General features: G+C 75.1%; 17 protein-coding genes. 9 read left to right on the top strand and 8 right to left on the bottom strand.

Going from position 1 to position 17,790, the window contains the following annotated elements:
- The 4 genes from LWC35_RS12970 to LWC35_RS12955 form a co-directional block, all read left to right on the top strand.
- Positions 1-765: MnhB domain-containing protein (locus LWC35_RS12970; RefSeq protein WP_232870341.1), on the top strand; the 765-nt coding region annotated here is incomplete at its 5' end.
- Positions 762-1,130 carry a sodium:proton antiporter gene (locus LWC35_RS12965; protein ID WP_232870340.1) on the top strand — a complete coding sequence of 123 codons (369 nt, stop codon included), beginning with the start codon at positions 762-764 and terminating at the stop codon, positions 1,128-1,130. The genes LWC35_RS12970 and LWC35_RS12965, both read left to right, overlap by 4 nt.
- Position 1,131: 1 nt before the next feature.
- Positions 1,132-2,967, top strand: coding sequence for a complex I subunit 5 family protein (locus LWC35_RS12960; protein ID WP_232870339.1), 1,836 nt, complete (start codon positions 1,132-1,134; stop codon positions 2,965-2,967).
- A gap of 54 nt (positions 2,968-3,021) precedes the next feature.
- A complete protein-coding gene (locus LWC35_RS12955) occupies positions 3,022-4,170 on the top strand; it encodes a hypothetical protein (protein ID WP_232870338.1) in 1,149 nt (382 codons plus the stop codon).
- Positions 4,171-4,339: 169 nt separating this feature from the next.
- Here LWC35_RS12955 and LWC35_RS12950 read toward each other — a convergent pair whose 3' ends face one another.
- Positions 4,340-5,095, bottom strand: a complete 756-nt coding sequence (locus LWC35_RS12950; RefSeq protein ID WP_232870337.1) for a sigma-70 family RNA polymerase sigma factor — start codon at positions 5,093-5,095, stop codon at positions 4,340-4,342.
- A 295-nt stretch (positions 5,096-5,390) separates the two neighbouring features.
- On the opposite strand from LWC35_RS12950, the gene LWC35_RS12945 reads away from it, so the two are divergent.
- Positions 5,391-6,332: an SDR family oxidoreductase gene (locus LWC35_RS12945; protein ID WP_232870336.1), complete on the top strand. Its 942-nt coding sequence runs from the start codon at positions 5,391-5,393 to the stop codon at positions 6,330-6,332.
- Here the strand turns inward: LWC35_RS12945 and LWC35_RS12940 are convergent, their stop codons facing one another.
- Positions 6,333-7,601 (bottom strand): MDR family MFS transporter, encoded by a 1,269-nt coding sequence (locus tag LWC35_RS12940; RefSeq protein WP_232870335.1) that lies wholly within the window; start codon positions 7,599-7,601, stop codon positions 6,333-6,335.
- A gap of 199 nt (positions 7,602-7,800) precedes the next feature.
- On the opposite strand from LWC35_RS12940, the gene LWC35_RS12935 reads away from it, so the two are divergent.
- From LWC35_RS12935 to LWC35_RS12920, 4 genes are read left to right on the top strand one after another with little or no spacing between them, the layout of a single operon-like run.
- On the top strand, positions 7,801-9,354 hold the full coding sequence (locus LWC35_RS12935) for an ABC transporter substrate-binding protein (RefSeq protein WP_232870334.1): 1,554 nt from the start codon (positions 7,801-7,803) through the stop codon (positions 9,352-9,354).
- Positions 9,355-10,299, top strand: coding sequence for an ABC transporter permease (locus LWC35_RS12930; protein WP_232870333.1), 945 nt, complete (start codon positions 9,355-9,357; stop codon positions 10,297-10,299).
- Positions 10,296-11,090: an ABC transporter permease gene (locus tag LWC35_RS12925; protein ID WP_232870332.1), complete on the top strand. Its 795-nt coding sequence runs from the start codon at positions 10,296-10,298 to the stop codon at positions 11,088-11,090. The genes LWC35_RS12930 and LWC35_RS12925 overlap by 4 nt, the downstream gene beginning before the upstream one ends.
- 36 nt (positions 11,091-11,126) lie before the next feature.
- Positions 11,127-11,942 carry a TauD/TfdA family dioxygenase gene (locus LWC35_RS12920; protein ID WP_232870331.1) on the top strand — a complete coding sequence of 272 codons (816 nt, stop codon included), beginning with the start codon at positions 11,127-11,129 and terminating at the stop codon, positions 11,940-11,942.
- Between the two features lie 3 nt (positions 11,943-11,945).
- On the opposite strand, the gene LWC35_RS12915 is transcribed toward LWC35_RS12920, so the two are convergent.
- The 6 genes from LWC35_RS12915 to LWC35_RS12890 form a co-directional block, all read right to left on the bottom strand.
- A complete protein-coding gene (locus LWC35_RS12915) occupies positions 11,946-13,133 on the bottom strand; it encodes an MFS transporter (RefSeq protein ID WP_232870330.1) in 1,188 nt (395 codons plus the stop codon).
- Entirely contained in the window at positions 13,126-14,025 is a 900-nt protein-coding gene (locus tag LWC35_RS12910; RefSeq protein WP_232870329.1) for an ABC transporter substrate-binding protein, read from the bottom strand. Before LWC35_RS12910 ends, LWC35_RS12915 begins: the two co-directional genes overlap by 8 nt.
- 23 nt (positions 14,026-14,048) lie before the next feature.
- Positions 14,049-14,792, bottom strand: a complete 744-nt coding sequence (locus LWC35_RS12905) for an ABC transporter ATP-binding protein (RefSeq protein WP_232870328.1) — start codon at positions 14,790-14,792, stop codon at positions 14,049-14,051.
- Positions 14,789-15,610: an ABC transporter permease gene (locus LWC35_RS12900; RefSeq protein ID WP_232870327.1), complete on the bottom strand. Its 822-nt coding sequence runs from the start codon at positions 15,608-15,610 to the stop codon at positions 14,789-14,791. Before LWC35_RS12900 ends, LWC35_RS12905 begins: the two co-directional genes overlap by 4 nt.
- Complete coding sequence (locus LWC35_RS12895; protein ID WP_232870326.1) at positions 15,607-16,641, bottom strand: ABC transporter substrate-binding protein; 1,035 nt, start codon at positions 16,639-16,641, stop codon at positions 15,607-15,609. Before LWC35_RS12895 ends, LWC35_RS12900 begins: the two co-directional genes overlap by 4 nt.
- A 179-nt stretch (positions 16,642-16,820) precedes the next feature.
- On the bottom strand, positions 16,821-17,690 hold the full coding sequence (locus tag LWC35_RS12890; protein ID WP_232870325.1) for a substrate-binding domain-containing protein: 870 nt from the start codon (positions 17,688-17,690) through the stop codon (positions 16,821-16,823).
- Positions 17,691-17,790 lie beyond the last annotated feature (100 nt).

Raw genomic sequence — 17,790 nt, 5'->3', positions numbered from 1 at the left:
GGTCATCGGTCCCGCCGGGCCCGGCGGCCGATGACCCGCCGGGTCCGGCTCCGCGTCTTCGCCGTCGCGGCGGCGGCCGTCGGCGTGCTGCTGGTGGTCACGGCACTGGGCATGCCGCCGTTCGGCAGCGCGTCCCACCCGTACCGGGACGCCGCGGTGGCCGCCTCGCTCGCGCACACCACCGCCAACGTCGTCTCCGGCGTCAACTACGACCTGCGGGCGTTCGACACGCTGGGCGAGGAGACGATCCTGCTGGGGTCGGTCGTCGGCGCGTCGGTGCTGCTGCGGCCCGGCCGGGAGGAGCGCGCGCGGACGGCGCCGCCCGAGGACGCCCCGCCGCTGCAGGCGGTCCGGCTGATCGGGTACCTGCTGCTGCCCGTCACGCTGCTGCTCGGGCTCGACGTCGTCGCCCACGGCCACCTCACCCCGGGCGGCGGGTTCCAGGGCGGGGTGGTGCTCGGCACGGGGCTGCACCTGCTCTACCTGGCGGGCGGCTACCGGGCGCTCGAGCGGCTGCGGCCCTTCGCGCCGTTCGAGGCGGGGGAGGCGGTCGGCACCGCCGCCTTCGTCGCGGTCGGCGTCGCGGGGCTGGCGATCGCCGGCTCCTTCCTGGCGAACGTGCTGCCCCTCGGCTCCTTCGGGGCGCCGCTGTCGAGCGGCATCGTCCCCGTGCTCAACATCGCGGTCGGGGCGGAGGTCGCCTCGGGGGTGGTCCTCCTGCTCGGCCACTTCCTCGACCAGGCCCTGCGGGTGGAGCGCCGATGACGGTCCTGCACGTGTCCGCGTACCTGGTCGCGGGCTGGCTGCTCCTCGCCGGCGCGTTCGGCATCGCACGCAGCCGGAACCTCGTCCACGCGGTGGTGTGCCTGTCGGTGGCGCAGTCCGGCACGTACGTCCTGCTCATCGCGGTGGGGTACCAGTCCGGGGCGTCGCCGCCGGTGTTCGACGGCAGCACCCCGCCCGACGTCGCCGCCCGGAGCCCGGTGGTCGACCCCGTGGTGCAGGCGATGACGCTGACCGACGTCGTCGTGTCGGCCACGGTGACGGCGCTGCTGCTGGCGCTGGCCGTGCAGGTGGCGAAGCGGCACGGCACGCTCGACCCCGACGAGCTGACCTCGTTGCGGGGCTGACGTGGCCGTCTCCGTGCTGGCCCCGCTCGCCGTCGGGGTGCCGATCGTCGGGGCCTGCCTGCTGCTGGTCGTCGGGCGGTGGGCCCCGCGCCCACTCGTCGACTGGACGGCGGTCGCGACCGCCGCGGCCGTCGTGGTCCTCGACGTGCTGCTGCTCCTGGGCAGCGCGGCGGCCCCCGCCGGACACGTCGCCACCTGGCTCGGCGGGTGGGGCCCGGGCGGGCCGCTCGGCATCGCCCTGGTGGCCGACCCGGTGTCCGCCGGGGCCGCCGTGCTCGCGGCGGCGCTCACCGTGGCCGCCCTGGTCTACACGTGGCGCTACCTCGACTCGGCCGAGGCGCACTTCCACGCGCTGCTGCTGCTGTTCCTCGCCGGGATGACCGGGTTCGTGCTCAGCGGCGACCTGTTCGACATGTTCGTGTTCTTCGAGCTCATGGGCGCGGTCGCCTACGCGCTCACCGGGTTCCGGGTCGAGGAGCCGAGCTCGGTGCAGGGGGCGCTCGCGTTCGGCGTCGTGAACTCCTTCGGCGCCTACGTCACTCTGACCGGCATCGGCGTGCTGTACGCGCAGACGGGGCAGCTCGGCCTCGCCCCCCTCGCGGTCGCGCTGCAGGAGCATCCACCCGGGGCCGTGGTCGTCGGCGGGTTCGTGCTGGTGCTCACCGGGTTCTGCGTCAAGGCCGCGATCGTCCCCTTCCACTTCTGGCTCGACGACGCCCACGCGGTCGCGCCCACCCCGGTGTGCGTCCTCTTCTCGGGGATCATGGTCGAGCTCGGGCTCTACGGCGTGTTCCGGGTGACGACGACTGTGTTCGGCCCGGTGCTCCCGGAGGCCGACCTGCACCGGGCCTTCCTGGTGCTCGGCACCCTCACCGCGCTGCTCGGCGCCCTGCTGTGCTTCCTGCAGCGCCATCTCAAACGCCTGCTGGCCTACTCCACGATCGCGCACGTCGGGCTGTTCGTCGCGGCGTTCGGCACGCTCGACCCGGCGGGGACCGCCGGGGGCGCCCTCTACGTGGCCGGCCACGCCGCGGTGAAGTCGGCCCTGTTCCTCGTCGCCGGGTCGATCCTCGACCGGTACGGCAGCGTCGACGAGATCGACCTGCACGGCGCGGGCCGGCGCGCCCGGTTGCTGCCCTGGCTCATGCTGCTCGCCGGCTTCGCCCTCGCGGGGCTGCCGCCGTTCGGCGCGGGACTGGGGAAGGCCGTCGCCGAGGAGGCCGTCGCCGAGGCCGGTGCGCCCTGGGCTCCGGTGCTGTTCGTGCTGGTCTCCGCGGTGACCGGGGCGGCGGTGCTGCGGGCCGCCTGCCGGATCTACTTCGGCCTCGGGAGCAGGCCGGACAAGGACACCGCCCGGGAGGACACGACCGGGAGCGGGGAGGAGGCCGAGGTCGGCGGGCTGCTGCAGCGGATCCCGGCGACCATGCTGGCGCCGATCGTGGTGCTGCTGGCGGGCGGTCTCGTGCTCGGCGTGCTGCCGGGCGTGCCGGCGGCGTTCGCCGTGGCCGCCGGTCACTTCCTCGACCGTGCGGGCTACCTCGCCGCCGCGTTCGGCACGGTCGCCGCCCCGCCCGCCCCGCCGGCCGCCTCCGGGTGGACGGCCTCGGGCGTGGCCCTCGGGCTGGTCTCCGCGGTCCTCGCCGCGCTGCTCGCGCTGGCCGCGCTGTACCGGGACCGCCTCCTGCATCCGCCGGGACCCGGGCGCCGGGTGGGCGTCGCCGCGGTCGGCCGGCTGCGGGGCCTGCACTCCGGGCACATCGGCGACTACCTGACCTGGCTCCTGGTCGGGGTCGCGCTGCTCGCCGTGCTGATCGGGGTGCCGGTGCTGCTCCGCTGAGGTCCGGCTCACCCGATCGCGTGCGACGCGGGGTACGGCGGGTAGTCCCCCGGCATGCCGGACGAGCCCACCACCGAGCCCGTCGGTCCCGACGCCGCCGACACCACGGACCCCGACACCACGGACCCCGACACCGACACGCTCACCGTCGTCGGCCTGCTGGCCGACCCGAACCTGCCCGGCGAGCTGGCCGAGCGACTCGCCGAGGGCCTGCCGCAGGTCCTCGCCGCGCGCCTCGACGGACCACGCACCTGGGAGGTCGAGACCGTGGTCGAGCCCTTCGAGGCCAACGACCGCGGCGAGCGTGCCCTGGACCGGGCGCGGGAGCGGGTCCGGCGCACCCGCTGGGACGTCGCGGTGTGCCTCACCGACGTCCCGGCGAAGTCGAGCGGTGTCCCGGTCGTCGCGCAGGTGGGCGAGCGGGACCGGGTGGCCGTGGTGTCCGTGCCCGCACTCGGCGGGGTGCGGCTGCTCCCGCGGGTCCGCGACGCCGTCGTCGACCTGGTGGGGCGGCTGCTCGGCATCGACGCGGCGCCCTCGGCCCGCCGGCCCACCCGGCGGCCGGCTGTGCAGCACGAGCCGGGCACGACCACCGAGGACTCCGACGAGATCGTCCTGACCCGGGGTGGTTCGGTGCGGCTGCTGGCCGGGATGGTGCGCACCAACCGGCCGTGGCGGCTGACCGTCGGGTTGGGCACCGCCCTCGCCGGGGCCGCCGCGGGCTCGGCGTTCGGGCTGCTCTACTCGAACATCTGGCAGCTCGCCACCTCCCTCGCGGCCTGGCGGCTCGCCCTCGCGTTCGTCGGATCGCTCGCGATCTTCGTGGTGTGGCTGATCGTGGGGCACCGGCTCTGGGAGCGGGGTTCCCCCGAGCTCGGCCTCGACCGCCTGCTCAACCTGGGTACCGTCCTCACGCTCGCGACCGGGACGGGCCTGTTCTCGCTGGCCCTGCTGGTGCTCAACTCGATCGTCGCGTCGGTGATCATCCCGGCCTCGTACCTGACCCGGGTGCTCGGCCATCCCGCCGGGCTCACGGACTACGTGTCGATCGTGGTCCTCGCGACGATCATGGGCGTGGTCGCCGGGGCGGTCGGCTCCGGGCTGGAGGACGACGCCACGGTCCGGCTGGTCGCCTACGGCCACCGGCAGCGGGAACGCCGCGACATCGCCGCCCGGCTCGACGCCGCGGCCCGGGAGGAGTGAGCCCCCGCCGTGCACCGAGGTCGTCGTCCCGGCCGGCCGTCCCGGCCGACATCGGTCGACGACCAGCGTCCGGCGCGTTCGTGGGCGATGTCGCTGTGCGGGGCTGTGAACGGGCCGGGTGGCGCGCAGGACCGGACGGGCCCTTCCCCACCGGCGCACGGAGGGGCCGCTACGACAGCAGCCCGTGCCGCAGGGTGGCGAGCGCGCGGGCGAGCAGGCGGGAGACGTGCATCTGCGAGAGCCCGACCAGCTCCCCGATCTCGGACTGGGTCTTGTTGCCGAAGAAGCGCAGCAGCACGATCCGCCGTTCCCGATCGGGCAGCTCCGCCAGCAGCGGCCACACGCTGCGGCGCAGATCCACCTCGTCGAGGTCGGGGTCCGCGTCACCGAGCCGCTCGGCGAGCGGGGGCTCGCCGGGCTCGATCGAGGCGTCGAGGCTGGCGCTGCGCCGCTCGGCCCGGACGGCGAGCGCGTCGATCACCTCGTCGACGCCGACCCCGAGCTGCTCGGCCAGCTCGCTCGGCCGCGGCGCCCGCCCCAGCCGCTGGGTGAGCGGCCCGACGGCCTTGTCGAGCGACACCACCAGCTCCTTGACCGGCCGCGACACCCGCACCGACCAGGTGCGGTCCCGCAGGTGCCGCAGGATCTCCCCGCGCACGCAGGGGACGACGTACCCGAGCGCGTCGCCGCGGGCGGAGCCGGGATCCCAGTGGTCGACCGCGTGGATCAGCCCGATCACGCCGGCCTGGGTCAGGTCCTCCTGCGCGGCGTCGTCGCCGTACCGCCGCGCGATGTGCTGCACGACCGGCAGGAACGCGAGGATCAACGTGGACCGCAGGCCCGCCCGGCGCGGGTCGTCGCCGGGCAGCCCGGCGTACTCGGCGAGCGTCGGCAGGTAGCGGGCGTAGTCGCTGGGGACGTCCACCGTGCACGCAGCCTCCTCCACGGGAAGGGGGTGGATCCGGCGTGGCCGGAGGGAGGGCGGGAGGCGGCCGCCCGGTTCCCGCCGCCGCCTGCCGGGCGGCGGGCCCGCCGCGCGGGAGCGGCGGGAGTGCGGGGCGGATGCCCGGGCGCAGGCGGGCCAAACCGGTCGCCGCAGGTTTCCCACGGGCCTCCACACCACCCCGCGGCCTGGCGCACCCGTTCCGGTCCGCCGCCACACCCGACGGTCCCCGACTTCCTGACGGCACCTGTCAGGGATGCCGGACAGATTGACCGACATGACCGACATGACCGACACGACCGGCGGAACGGCACCACTGCAGGGCAGGATCGCGCTGGTCGCGGGGGCGACCCGGGGCGCGGGGCGGGGCATCGCGCTCGAGCTGGCGGCGGCGGGCGCGACCGTCTACGCGACCGGGCGCAGCACCACCGGCCGACCCTCGGAGTACGGCCGAGGGGAGACGATCGAGCAGACCGCCGAGCTGGCGGCGGGGCTGCCCGGGCGGGTGGTCCCGGTCGTCGTCGACCACCTCGACCCGGCACGGGTGGAGGCGTTGTGCGCGCGGATCGACACCGAGCAGGGCCGCCTCGACGTGCTGGTCAACGACATCTTCGGCGGCGACCCGCTGACCGAGTGGCTCCGGCCGGTCTGGGAGCACTCCCTCGACGACGGCCTGCGCCTGCTGCGGCTCGCGATCGACACGCACATCGTCACGGCCCGCTTCGCCTTCCCGCTGCTCGTCCGCGAACCGGGCGGGCTCGTCGTCGAGGTCACCGACGGCACCGCGGAGTACAACGCCGAGAACTACCGGTTGACCGTCTACTACGACCTCGCCAAGGTCGCGCCGATCCGGTTGGCCCGCAGCTGGGCGCACGAGCTGCGCGAGCACGGCGGCACCGCGGTCGCGGTGACCCCCGGTTGGCTGCGGTCGGAGGCGATGCTGGACCACTACGGCGTCACCGAGGAGACCTGGCGGGACGCGCTGACCACGGTGCCGCACTTCGCCATCTCGGAGACGCCGCGGTTCGTCGGCCGGGGGATCGCCGCGCTGGCCGCGGACCCGGACCGGGCCCGCTGGACCGGCCGCTCGACGTCGAGCGGGGAGCTCGCGAAGGTCTACGGCGTCGACGATCTCGACGGTTCCCGGCCCGACGCCTGGCGCTACGTCGTCGAGGTCCAGGACCCGGGCAAACCGGCCGACACCACCGGATACCGGTGATCAGGCCAGCGCGCCGCGCCGGGCGAGCCGCCCGATCGTCAGCGCGCCGAGCAGGGGCACGGCGGTCAGTCCCACCCACGCGACGACGGGCGGGGCGACGGCCGGGTCGAGCAGGGCGCCGGCCACGGTGCTGCCGACCAGCACCGCGAGCCCGCCCGCCGAGGACAGCACGCCGAAGTAGGCGCCGAGCCGCCGCTCGCCGGCCAGCCGGGGCACGAGGTCCTGCGCGATCGGCACGGCGAGCATCTGCCCGGCGGTGAGCAGCACGACGAAGACCACCGCGGGCCAGGGCGCCGGGGGCAGCGCGGCGATCGCCACCGCCACGACCGCGAACGCCGCCGCCATCAGCACGAACCCGAGCACCAGCGGTCGCAGCCCGCCCCGCCGCCGCGCCCACCGGGTGACCGGCAGCTGCCCGACGATCACCAGCACCGAGGCCAGCACGAACAGCCATCCGAGCGCCGCCTGCCCGCCGGTCGCGCGGGTGAGCTCGGCGGGCAGGGCCAGGTAGAGCTGGTTGTAGCAGAGCAGGTAGCCGGAGTAGCCCGCCGCGAACGCCAGGAAGCGCCGGTTGGCCAGCACCTCCGCCCAGCCCGCCAGGATCGGCTCGCCGGCGTGCGGGGCGGGCCGGTGCGGCAGCCAGGCGGCGTGCGCGGCCAGGATCAGCACGAACGCGCCGGCGGCGACCAGGCAGGCCAGCCGGAAGTCGACGAGCAGCAGCGCGGTGCCGACGAGCGGCCCGACCACGGACCCGATCTGGCCGCTGACGGCGAACATCGCGAAGACGTCCGCCCGTGCGACCCCGCCGAGCTCCTCCTGCGCCCCGGCCTCCCGGGCCAGCGACGACTCGACGGCCGGCGAGAACAGCGCGGCCGCGAACCCGGTGAGCAGCGCCCCGGCCAGCACGCCGGGCAACGCCGTCGCGAGGCCGAGGAGCACGAACCCCGCGACCCGCAGCACGCAGCCCGCCAGGACGACCGGTTTCGCCCCCCACCGATCGGCCAGCGCGCCGCCCACCACGAACAGGCCCTGCTGGCTGAACGTGCGCAGCCCGAGCACCAACCCGACGACACCGCCCGCGAGCGCGAGGTCCTCGGCGAGATGCGTGGCCAGATAGGGCAGCACCATGTAGAAGCCGATGTTGAAAGCCAGCTGGGTCGCCACGAGCAGCCGCACGACCGGCGGCAGCCGGCCGAAGTCCGCCAGGGCGCCGAACCGGCGCAGGCCGGCCCGGGCGGGGAGAGGGCCCTCGGGCCGGGTTCCGGGCATAACCGCCCATTACTAGCATTTGCACTGCTCCCGCGACAGAGGGCGTCCGCGATCATGGTCGCGGCTTTCATGCAGGCCGGCGCACATGATTGACAGGCTGTTCCGATGCACGGACGATCTCCGCGGCCCGGCGGCGCCTGCCGGCCCCGACGCCGTGCCGAGCGGCGTCGAGACCAGTGGCGAGACCAGGAAGGCCCCGATGCCCCGCCCCACCACGCCCCGCCGACGCCTGCGCGCCCGGCCCGTCGTCGCACTCGCCGTCCTGCTCGGGCTGGTCACGGCGTGTGGATCGGGGGCCGGGCCGTCCGGCACGCCGGTGCCGGACGGCGAGCTCCGCCTCGCCGCGCAGTTCGCTCCGCGCTCCGGCTACGCCATGGACACCGACGACGCGTTCGTCGTCGCGCAGCTGGGGTCGGCCGAGACGCTGGTGGAGGCCGGGCCGGACGGCACCCCGCAGCCCGGCCTCGCGACCTCCTGGGCGCAGACCGCCGACCCGCGCACGTGGCGGATCACGCTCCGGCCCGGCGTCACCTTCCACGACGGGACCCCGCTCACCCCGGCCGCCGTGGTCACCGCCCTGTCCTGGGTCGCCGGCGTCACCGCTCCGCCGCGGGCGGTCAAGGGCATCGGGCTGCGGGCCGCCGAGGACGGCCCGTCCGCGGTCACGGTCACGACGACCGCCCCCGACCCGATCCTTCCGTTGCGACTGAGCAGCGTGAACACCGCGATCCTCGCGCCCTCGGCCTACACCGGCGGGCCGCCCGCCGTCGTCGGCACGGGGACCGGGCCCATGCGCCTGGTCGCCACCGACGGGACCCAGTCGGCCACCCTCGAGCGCAACGAGGCCTACTGGGGCGGGCGGCCGCAGCTGGCGAAGGTGAGCGTGCGCTACGTGACCGACCCGGCGGCCCGCGCCCTGGCGCTGCGGGCCGGGGACGTCGACGTCGCGCAGGGCCTGCCCGAGTCCGCCCTGCTCGAGTTCACGCCCGGCTCGGGTTACGACGACCGGACCGTGGCCGCCCCGCGGACCGTCTCGCTGAAGCTCAACCAGTCCGCCGCGCCCTTCTCCGACGTCCGGGTCCGGCGGGCCGTCGCGAAGGCGATCGACCGCACCGCCCTGGCCGAGCAGGCGCTCGCGGGGTCGGCCCTGCCGGCGTCGGAGCTCTTCGGGCCGGCCGTGGCCTGGGGCAGCCAGGACCCGCCGCCCGCGCCGGACCTGCAGGGCGCCAAGGATCTGCTGGCCCAGGCCGGGTACGGGCCGGAGCGGCCGCTGACCGTGCGGCTGCAGACCTACCCGAACCGTCCCGAGCTGCCCACGCTGGCCACCGCGGTCCAGGGCATGCTCCGCGAGGTCGGCGTCGACGCGCAGATCCGGATCGGGGAGTACGGGCCGCAGGAGCCGGAGCTGCTGGCCGGTCGCTACGACATGTTCCTGCTGTCCCGCAACTACCTGACCGACGTGCCGGACCCCGGGTCCACGCTGGTCACGGACTACTCCTGCGCCGGCTCGTACAACATCGACCGGTACTGCTCGGGCGAGTACGACGCGCTCCTCGCCCCGCTGGCCACGACCGCGGATCCCGCGCAGCGCCAGGAGGTGTTCAGGGCCGCCGCGGCGAAGCTGACCGCGGACGCCGTGGGCCTGCCGCTGGTGCACTCGCAGGAGAACGCCGTGGCGAAGGGTGTCGCCGGGTTCGCCGTCGACCCGCTGGCGAAGTCGTTGATCACGCCCGAGCTGACCCGCACCGGCTGAGTGGGCGGCACCCTCGCGCGCCGGCTCGCGACCCTGCCGGCGCTCCTGCTCGGCGCCTCGCTGCTGATCTTCCTGCTGCCGCGTCTGGCCGGTGTCGACACCGTCCGGGCGGTGCTGCGCAGCCGCGTCGCCGAGGCCGAGCCGGATCCTGTGGTGGCCGCGCGGGTGGCGGCCGAGCTGGGCCTCGACCGCTCGTGGCCCGAGCAGTACCTGCGCTGGCTCGGCCAGGCGCTCACCGGAGACCTCGGCCTCTCCTTCGCCACCCGCACCCCGATCGCCCCGCAGCTGGCCGCGGCGCTCGGCGTGTCGGCGGTGCTGGCGGCGCTCGCGCTGCTGGTCGCCGCGGTGGTCGGGATCCCGCTCGGGGTGCGGGCCGCCCGGCGCCCGGGCCGCCTGCTCGACCGGGCGGTCACGGGCTGCGCGGTGCTGGGCGTGGCCGTGCCGGAGTTCGTGCTGGCGCCGGTACTGGTGCTGCTGCTCGCGGTCGCGGTGCCGCTGTTCCCGGCGACCGGCTGGGGCACGCCCGCGCAAGCCGTGCTCCCCGTGCTGACCCTGGCCGCGTTCCCCGCCGCGCTGGCCGCCCAGCTCGCCCGGGCGGAGACGATCGACGCCCTCGCCCGCCCGCACGTCGCCGTCGCCCTCGCCAAGGGGATAGGCGGGTCGCAGCTGCTCTGGCGGCACGGGGCCCGGCTCGCGCTGACCGGGGTCACGGCGCTGTCCGGGATGTTCTTCGCCGGCCTGCTCGGCGGGGCGGTCGTGGTCGAGGTCGCGTTCGGGATCCCCGGGCTGGGCCGGCTGCTCTACGACGCCGTGATCGCCCAGGACCTGCCGATGCTGCAGGCCGGGCTGCTGGGCGTGGTGGCCGTGGCGGTGCCGGCGGGCCTCGCGGGCGAGCTGCTGCAGCTCGCGCTGGACCCGGTCGCGCGGGCGGCGGTGGAGGCGTGAGGCGCGGCCGTGTCCCGGTCGGCTCGGTCGGCCCCGCGGTGCTCGCCGCGCTGCTGGTGGCGGCCGCCCTGCTGCCGGTCGACGCGCTCACCACGAACCTCGCCGACCGGTTCGCCGGGCCCTCCCTCGCGCACCCGCTCGGTACGGACAACCTGGGCCGCGACGTCCTCGCCCGGCTGCTCGCCGGCACCCGGCTCTCGGTGTGGTTCACCCTGGTCGCGGTGCTGGCGTGTGCCGCGGTCGGCACGCTGGCGGGGCTCGCCGCGGGCTACGCGGGCGGGGCCGCGGGCCAGCTCCTGCAACGGGTGCTCGACGTCCTGGTGGCGATCCCGACCGTGGTCGTCGGCCTGGTCGTGGCGGCGGTCCGCGAGCCCGGCACGACCACGCTGCTGATCGCGGTGCTGCTCACCGGATGGACGCCGTTCGCCCGGCTCGCGTACCAGCTCACGGTGCGGGAACGGGGCCGCGAGTACGTCGAGGGCGCGGTGGCGCTGGGCGCCGGGCCCGGCCGGATCGCGCTGCGGCACATCCTCCCCAACGCGCTTCGCCCGCTGACCGCGCACGCCTGCCTGCGGTTCGCGAACGTGCTCCTCTCGCTCGCCGGCCTGTCGTTCCTCGGGCTCGGTGCCCAGCCGCCCACCCCCGAGTGGGGCGCGATGCTGGCCGAGGGACGGCAGTACCTGTTCACCGCGCCGCAGCTGGTGCTGGTGCCCGCGGTGGCGGTCGTTGCCGTGTCGCTGGCCGTCACCCTGCTGGGTCGGAGGCTGGAGTCGCGGTGGTCCGGCCGATAAGGTGCTCCTGCCAGTAATTTGCGAAAGGGGCTCCGGGTGGCGGTCACGGATGCGGGCGGGCGGCGGCGCGGCGAGGTCCGGCCGGAGTGGAAGGACACGCTCGGCGCGGTCGGCCGCGTCCCGCCGGTGGTGACCGACCTGCGTGCGGGGCTCGCGGCCGAGGGCGCGGTGATCGTCCCGGGGTACGCCGCGGAGCCGGAGCGGCTGGTCGACGCGGCCGCCACCGCGCTCGGCGGCCGGCTGCGCGAGCTGCTCGGCATCCGTCCGCAGGGCGGGCCCGACGCGCCGCCGCTCGGGCTGCACTCGGACGGCGCGAACGTCGTCGTCGACGTGCACGGCCGGTCGGTCCGGCTGCGCGACCCGGACGAGGACTGGCTGCTCATGTTGTGCGGCAAGGCGGCCGACGACGGCGGCGACTCGGTCCTGATCGACGGGTACGCGCTGGTCGAGGCGCTGCGGACCGCCGCGGAGCCCGAGCTGCGCGAGGTGCACGACTTCCTCGTCGGCACCGACGTGGACTACTTCGGCACGTGGGTGAACCCGGCTCGAGGGGTGCCGGGGACCCCGCTGGTCCGGCGGCTGGTCGAGTACACCCGCGCCGGCCGCCGGGTGGTGCGGGCGAGCGACTACGCGGCCCCGGTCCCGCGCGAGCCGGAGTGGGACCGGCACCTCGCGCTGCTCGAGCGGTACGCCGACGTGCTGGCCACGGCGATGGAGGTGGCGCCGCGCTTCCGGCTCGACGCGGGCGACCTGTTCGTCCTGGACAACTACCGGTTCCTGCACGGCCGGGACGGCTACCGGGGCGAGCGCACCCTGCACGTGCTCACGGTGCGCTCCACCGAGGCGGCGTAGTCCTCACCGGCGCAGGTGTCGCCGGAGGACCTGCAGCTCTCGGCCCGCCCGGCCCCGCGTGGCCGCCAGCAGGAGGAGAGCGAGCGCCGGGGCGGCGACGGTGGCGGCGAAGCCGAGTGCGCCGTAGCCGGCGTGCAGCGGCACCCACACCAGCGGGGCGAGCGCGCCGCCGAAGAACTGGAAGGACAGCGCCAGCGACGCCGCCCCCGCCCGGTTCGTCGGCGCGCTGGTCGCGGCCACCGAGTTGATCGTGGTGCGCAGCCCGGTCACCGCGATTCCGACCGCGGCGATCCCGACCCCCAGGAGCAGCACCGAGGGACCGAGCGCGGCGACCAGCAGACCGGCCGCCAGCAGCAGGTTCATCGTGACGCCGGTGCGGCGCGGACCGAGCGCGTCGAGCCGGCGGCCGAGCAGCGGCGCAGCCAGTAGCCCCGCCACGCCGAACGCCGCGGCGAGCAGCCCGCGCTGCCAGGGGCCCAGCCCGAACTCCTCCTCGGCCCGGAGGATCGACAGCACGGTGAGGCCGACCGCGCCCAGGTAGCAGAGGAACGACAGCCCGCACGCCGTCGCCAGGTCGCGGTTCGCCAGCGCCCGGACCGACGGCGGGCCGCCCCGGGCGCCGGAGGTCATGGTCGGCGGGAACACCGCCAGGACCAGCGCCACCACCGCCGGGAACGCGAACGCCAACCGCCAGTCCACGGCCGCCGACGGCCCGCTCACCAGCGGGCTGGAGGCCTGCCCCGCCGCCTGCAGCCCCGCGAACAGGCCCAACGCCCGTCCCAGCCGCTCGCGCGGAACCAGGTCGGTGATCGCCGCGACGAGCAGCGGGGTGGTGAAGGCGTTGGTCGCGCCCTGCGCCGCCCGCGCCACGAGGAACCAGCCCATGCCCGGCGCCAGCACGCAGGCCGCGCAGGCCAGCACGAACAGCAGCAGCGAGACCTGCATCGTGCGCGTCCGGCCCCAGCGCTCGGCCAGCGTGCCCGAGACCAGCATCAACGCGGCGAAGGGGAGCATGTAGGCCGTGACGGCGCCCGCCGCGAGCTCGGGCGTGGAGCCCAGTCCCGCCGCGACCTCGTGCACCATCGGCGTGACCATCGTGCTGGCGTAGGGGCCGAGGAACCCCCCGACGTACAGCGGCCACGCCCGGACCGCCGGGCGTGGCCGCACGACCGCCGGGACGGCGTCAGACATTCACCAGGTTCTTCACGACGGAGTCGTAGGAGTTCGTGTCCTCGATCAGGCCCCAGGACACCATCCAGTCGTAGGTGCGCTGGAACTGGTCCTGCGGGTACGGCGCCGGGTCGACGTAGCGCAGCCGGCCGAGCGGGATGTCCTCCGGCGCGACCGTGCCCAGCTCCGCGGGGATCTCCGCGGTGAGGTGGTGCAGGTACGGCCGCGGGTCCTCGTTGAGCTTCGCGACCGCCTTGACGACGGCCCGGTTGATCCGCGCGTAGGTGTCCTCGTCGACCTCGGGGCTGGCGATCTCGGCGCCGACGTAGAAGGCCTCGGCCAGCACCTTGTAGCCCTGCTTCTCGGCGAGGGTGATCCACGGCTCCATCAGGGCCGCGGCCTCGACGGTGCCGTCGCGCAGCGCCTCGAAGCGGACCTGCGGACCGCCGTAGTGCGCGACCTTGATCTCCTCCCGCGGCAGGAAGCCCTCCAGGGTCTGCAGCGCGACGTAGTGCGAGCCGTGGTGGAAGTTCACCGCGACGGTCCTGCCCGCGAGGTCCTGCGGGTGGGTGGCCGGGTGGTCGCCGCGGACCATGATCGCCTGGCCGTTCACCGCGGCGCGCTTGCTGACCACACGGCCGCCGACGGCGGTGTCCTGGGTGCGGCGGATCTGGCCCCACTCGCAGGCGCGGTAGAGCGAGGCCTCGCCCGACTCGAAGTGCGACTTGGTGGAGCCGAACGAGCTCAGCAGCTCGTGGTCCTCGAGCGGGGAGATGCCGGCCCTGGCGTACTCCTTGGTCACGAACTCGACCTCGACGCCCTCCTCGTCGAAGTAGCCCTCGTCCTTCGCGACGAGCTGGGGCAGGGAGAAGACCAGGGAGAGCAGCTCCATGGTCACCTTGGGGCGGGTCATGACACGGTCCTTTCTCAGGGCGCTCAGAGCGCGGCGACGATGCGGGAGTGCAGGTCGAAGAGGTGGGGGTCCTCGGCGGACCGGGGACGCTCGCGGTCGACGCGGTACTCCGCGGCGACCTGCGCGGGCCGCCCGGCGAGGACGATCACGCGGTCCGCGAGCAGCGCGGCCTCGAGCGGGTTGTGGGTGACGAGCAGCCCGGTGCGCGGGCGCTGCATCCACAGCTCCTGCAGGAGCAGGCGCAGCTTGCGGGCGGTGAGCTCGTCGAGCGCGGAGAACGGCTCGTCGAGCAGCACGAGATCGGGTTCGACGGCGAACGCGCGGGCCACGGCGACGCGTTGGCGTTGGCCGCCGGACAGCACGGTGGGGTAGGAGCCGGCGTACTCGGCGAGCCCGACGGCGGCGAGCGTGCCGTCGGCCGCGGCGGGGTCGAGCCCGGCGGCCTCCAGGGCGAGCGCCACGTTCTGCCGGACCGGCAGCCAGTCGAGCAGCCGCGGCTGCTGGAAGACCACGCCGAGGCGCGGCCGTCCGATGTCGACGGTCCCGGCGTCCGGCTCGACCAGCCCGGCGACGACGTGCAGCAGCGTGGTCTTCCCGGTCCCGGAGGCCCCGACCACGGCCACCAGCTCGCCGGGCTCGACGGTCAGCGAGAAGTCTGCGAGGACCTGCTGCGGGGCGCCGCTGCGGGCGTCGACGAAGGTCTTGCCGATCCCGTCGAGCCGGACACGGGTGGTGGTCGGGGCGTGCGCTGCCGAGGGTTCGCTCACACGGACACCGCCTTCCGCCAACGGCCGGTCCGGCGTTCGAGGCCCTGCAGCACCCCGTACTCCAGGACCGCCATGACGATCGCGAACAGCAGCGTCCAGGCCAGCACCGCGGCGACGTTCTGCGCGGCGAAGGCGTTGTTGAGCTGGTAGCCGACGCCGCTGGACATGCCGAACACCTCGACCAGCACGATCACCTTCCAGCCCAGGGAGAGCCCGAGCCGCGCGCCGGCGAACAGCGCCGGGGCGAGGGCGGGCAGCCAGAGCCGGCGCAGCCGGGTCGCCCGGGAGAACCGGTAGACGTGCGCCATCTCCAGCAGGTCGGGATCGACGGAGCGGGTGCCCTGGTAGATCGTCAGCATCAGCGGTGGCGCCGACGACAGCGCGACGGCCGCGACCGGGTTGACCAGGTCGATCCCGAACCAGATCACGCAGAGCAGGGCCCAGACCAGGCCGGGGATGGTGAGCCCGAGGAGCACCGCGGGTTCGAAGAACCGGCGGGCGAACTCGTTGCGCCCCATCGCGATCCCCACGGCGACGGCGACCACGAAGGCCAGTGCGAAGCCGAGCCCGACCCGTAGCACCGTGATGCCGAGCTGCTCGGCGAAGGAGCCGTCGGCCACGATCTCGACCAGCTCGGTCACGATCTGCGGCACGCCGGGGACCAGCACGCTGTCGAGCAGCACCGCCATCAGCTGCCAGGCGCCGGCGAGCAGCACGAGGAACAGCAGGGCGGGAAGCGCGCGCCACCGCCGCCGGGGCCGCGCCGGCACAGCGGGCACGGCTGCGGCGCGGGCGGGGCGGAGGTCGGTCGCCGTCATGCGGGGGCTCCGAGATCGACCCACGGGGCCTGCGCGGGCTGCGCCTCGATCAGCCCGACCTGCTGCGCCACCTCGGTCTGCCTGCGGAGGTTGGCGAACACCGACTCGCCCCAGGCGACCGGGTAGACGTCCTTCATCCGGCTGGGGAGCAGGTCGATCGCGGCCTTCTCGCCGGCCGGGATGCCGTAGGCGTCGGAGAGCTCGGCGAGGACCTGCGGGCGCTGCTGGATGATCTCGTGCGCCTTGAGCCGCAACGTCGCGAGCGCGGCGGCGGTCTCCCGGTTCCCGTCGACCCAGGCGCGGGTGGCGCCCTGCCCGTTGAGGAACAGCGCGTTCGGGTCCTCGCCGGTGCCCTGCGCCCACAGCTCGCCGACGGTCGCGATCTGCCGCGCGCCCTTGCCGACGAGCCGGGTGGCGTTGGGCTCGATGGTGACGATCGCGTCGACGTCGCCGCGGTCGAAGAGGGCCAGTCCGGCCAGCACCGCACCGGGGAAGAGCTGGTAGTCGGCGTTGAGGTCACCGCCGTTGACCGCTGCCGCGAGCTGGGTGGAGCGGAAGGCGTCGCTGTTGTTGGGCGGTGTCGCGACCTTCTTCCCGCGCAGGTCGGCGGGGGTGCGGTAGGGGCTGTTCTCCGGGACCAGCCAGCGGACGTGGTTGTTCAGGCTGGTGCTGAACAGCACCACGTCGGCACCGGCCTCGGCTGCGACCACCGCACCGAGCGGCCCCATGCTCGCCACGTCGAGTGCGCCGGAGAGCAGCTTGTTCTGGACGTCGCCGGGGCCGGTGCCGGCCACGTAGGTGAGGTCGAGGGTCCCGACCAGGTTGTTCTGCTCGCTGATCGGGCGGATCACCGCGCCCGCGGTGCCCGCCTGGGTGTCCTCGACCCGGGCCGCGAGGGCCGGACCGGATCCCGACGGTCCGGGCGAGCCGCCGCACGCGGCGAGCAGGGACGTACCGGCGAGGCCGGCGGCACCGAACAGGCCGGCGCGCAGCACGGCCCGCCGGTCGAGCAGCAGGGGACGAGCGGGCATGGGGTACTCCAGGGGAGGGCGCGCGGGGGCGCGCGACAGCGGACCGGCACGCGGCGCGCGCGGTCTCGAGGGAGAGGGGACGACGGGTGGGGACGCTCAGCGCCCCGGACACGTCCCGCCGTTGATCAGGCAGAGGTCGACGTGCCGGCGCCGGGTGAGCAGCGGTGTGGTCACCCCGGTCATCGCAGGGCCCGCAGGGTCTCGTAGCCGGAGCGGCCGTCGGTCAGTCGCCAGGAGCGCATCCAGGCGTACGTCTCGGTGAACCGGCGCTCGGTGAACGGCGCGATGTGCGTGTAGCGGTAGTAGTCCGGGCGCAGGTCGGCCGGGTCGAGCCGGTCCCCGGCCTCCGCGGCGATCGTCGGCGCCCAGCGGGCCCGGTCGGCGTTGACGAGGTCCACGGCCTTGTCGACGGCCGTGCGGTACGCCTCCTGCTGCGCCGCGGTGAGGTGCGGGGCGACGACCTGGGAGCCGCGGTAGGCGTAGGTGCCGAGGACGTGCGCGCCGTGGGTCAGCGCGACGGACAGGAAGGGCTCCATCAGCATGGTCGCGCGGGACTCGCCGGCCAGCAGCAGGTCGAGCCTCGTGCCGGGCGGGCCGGTGTGCGCCAGCGTGATCCGCTCGCGGGGCACGGTGCCTTCGAGCAGGTGCAGTGCGGTGTAGTGCGAGCCGGTGTACTCGTTGATCGAGACCGTCACGTCGGCGAGGTCGTGCGGTTCGTTGAGGTCGTCGTCGAGGCTGACCAGGGCCTGCGCGACGACCGCCGCGCGCAGGTGGCCGATCCGGCCGCCGCGGGTGTCCCGCTCGAGCCGGTCGATGCCGCCCCACTCGCAGACGTTGTAGACGTCCGCCCGGGCGGCGGTGAACTGCGACTCCTTGTGGCGCGCCGCCGGGTTGCGCTCGGCGTCGGCGGAGCGGTCCGCGGCGTCGGCGAAGCGCACCCGCAGCCCGACGGCCTCGAAGAGCCCCTCCTGCACGGCCACGATCTCGGGGAGGTCGAAGACGACGTGGTTGGGCGACACGACGATCTCGCCGTCGCGGTCCGTGGTCACGTGCGTTCGCCTCCTCTCCCGATCGGGTGAGCCGAGAGTAGGCAGGCCCCGCGGTGATGGTCAACGCCCCTTTGCGGGATGCGGGACACATTCGCGCATG

It is taken from the genome of Pseudonocardia kujensis, assembly GCF_021283305.1.
GTDB classification, from domain to species: Bacteria; Actinomycetota; Actinomycetes; order Mycobacteriales; family Pseudonocardiaceae; genus Pseudonocardia; species Pseudonocardia kujensis.
This window is presented reverse-complemented; position numbering and strand designations above follow the sequence as displayed.

What these genes read in the sequence shown, in the direction of transcription:
- LWC35_RS12965 (WP_232870340.1), top strand. Translation starts at nt 762, where the DNA reads ATGACGGTCCTGCACGTGTCCGCGTACCTGGTCGCGGGCTGGCTGCTC.
- LWC35_RS12955 (WP_232870338.1), top strand. Translation starts at nt 3,022, where the DNA reads ATGCCGGACGAGCCCACCACCGAGCCCGTCGGTCCCGACGCCGCCGAC.
- LWC35_RS12945 (WP_232870336.1), top strand. Translation starts at nt 5,391, where the DNA reads ATGACCGACATGACCGACACGACCGGCGGAACGGCACCACTGCAGGGC.
- LWC35_RS12940 (WP_232870335.1), bottom strand. Translation starts at nt 7,601, where the DNA reads ATGCCCGGAACCCGGCCCGAGGGCCCTCTCCCCGCCCGGGCCGGCCTG.
- LWC35_RS12935 (WP_232870334.1), top strand. Translation starts at nt 7,801, where the DNA reads ATGCCCCGCCCCACCACGCCCCGCCGACGCCTGCGCGCCCGGCCCGTC.
- LWC35_RS12915 (WP_232870330.1), bottom strand. Translation starts at nt 13,133, where the DNA reads ATGTCTGACGCCGTCCCGGCGGTCGTGCGGCCACGCCCGGCGGTCCGG.
- LWC35_RS12910 (WP_232870329.1), bottom strand. Translation starts at nt 14,025, where the DNA reads ATGACCCGCCCCAAGGTGACCATGGAGCTGCTCTCCCTGGTCTTCTCC.
- LWC35_RS12900 (WP_232870327.1), bottom strand. Translation starts at nt 15,610, where the DNA reads ATGACGGCGACCGACCTCCGCCCCGCCCGCGCCGCAGCCGTGCCCGCT.
- LWC35_RS12895 (WP_232870326.1), bottom strand. Translation starts at nt 16,641, where the DNA reads ATGCCCGCTCGTCCCCTGCTGCTCGACCGGCGGGCCGTGCTGCGCGCC.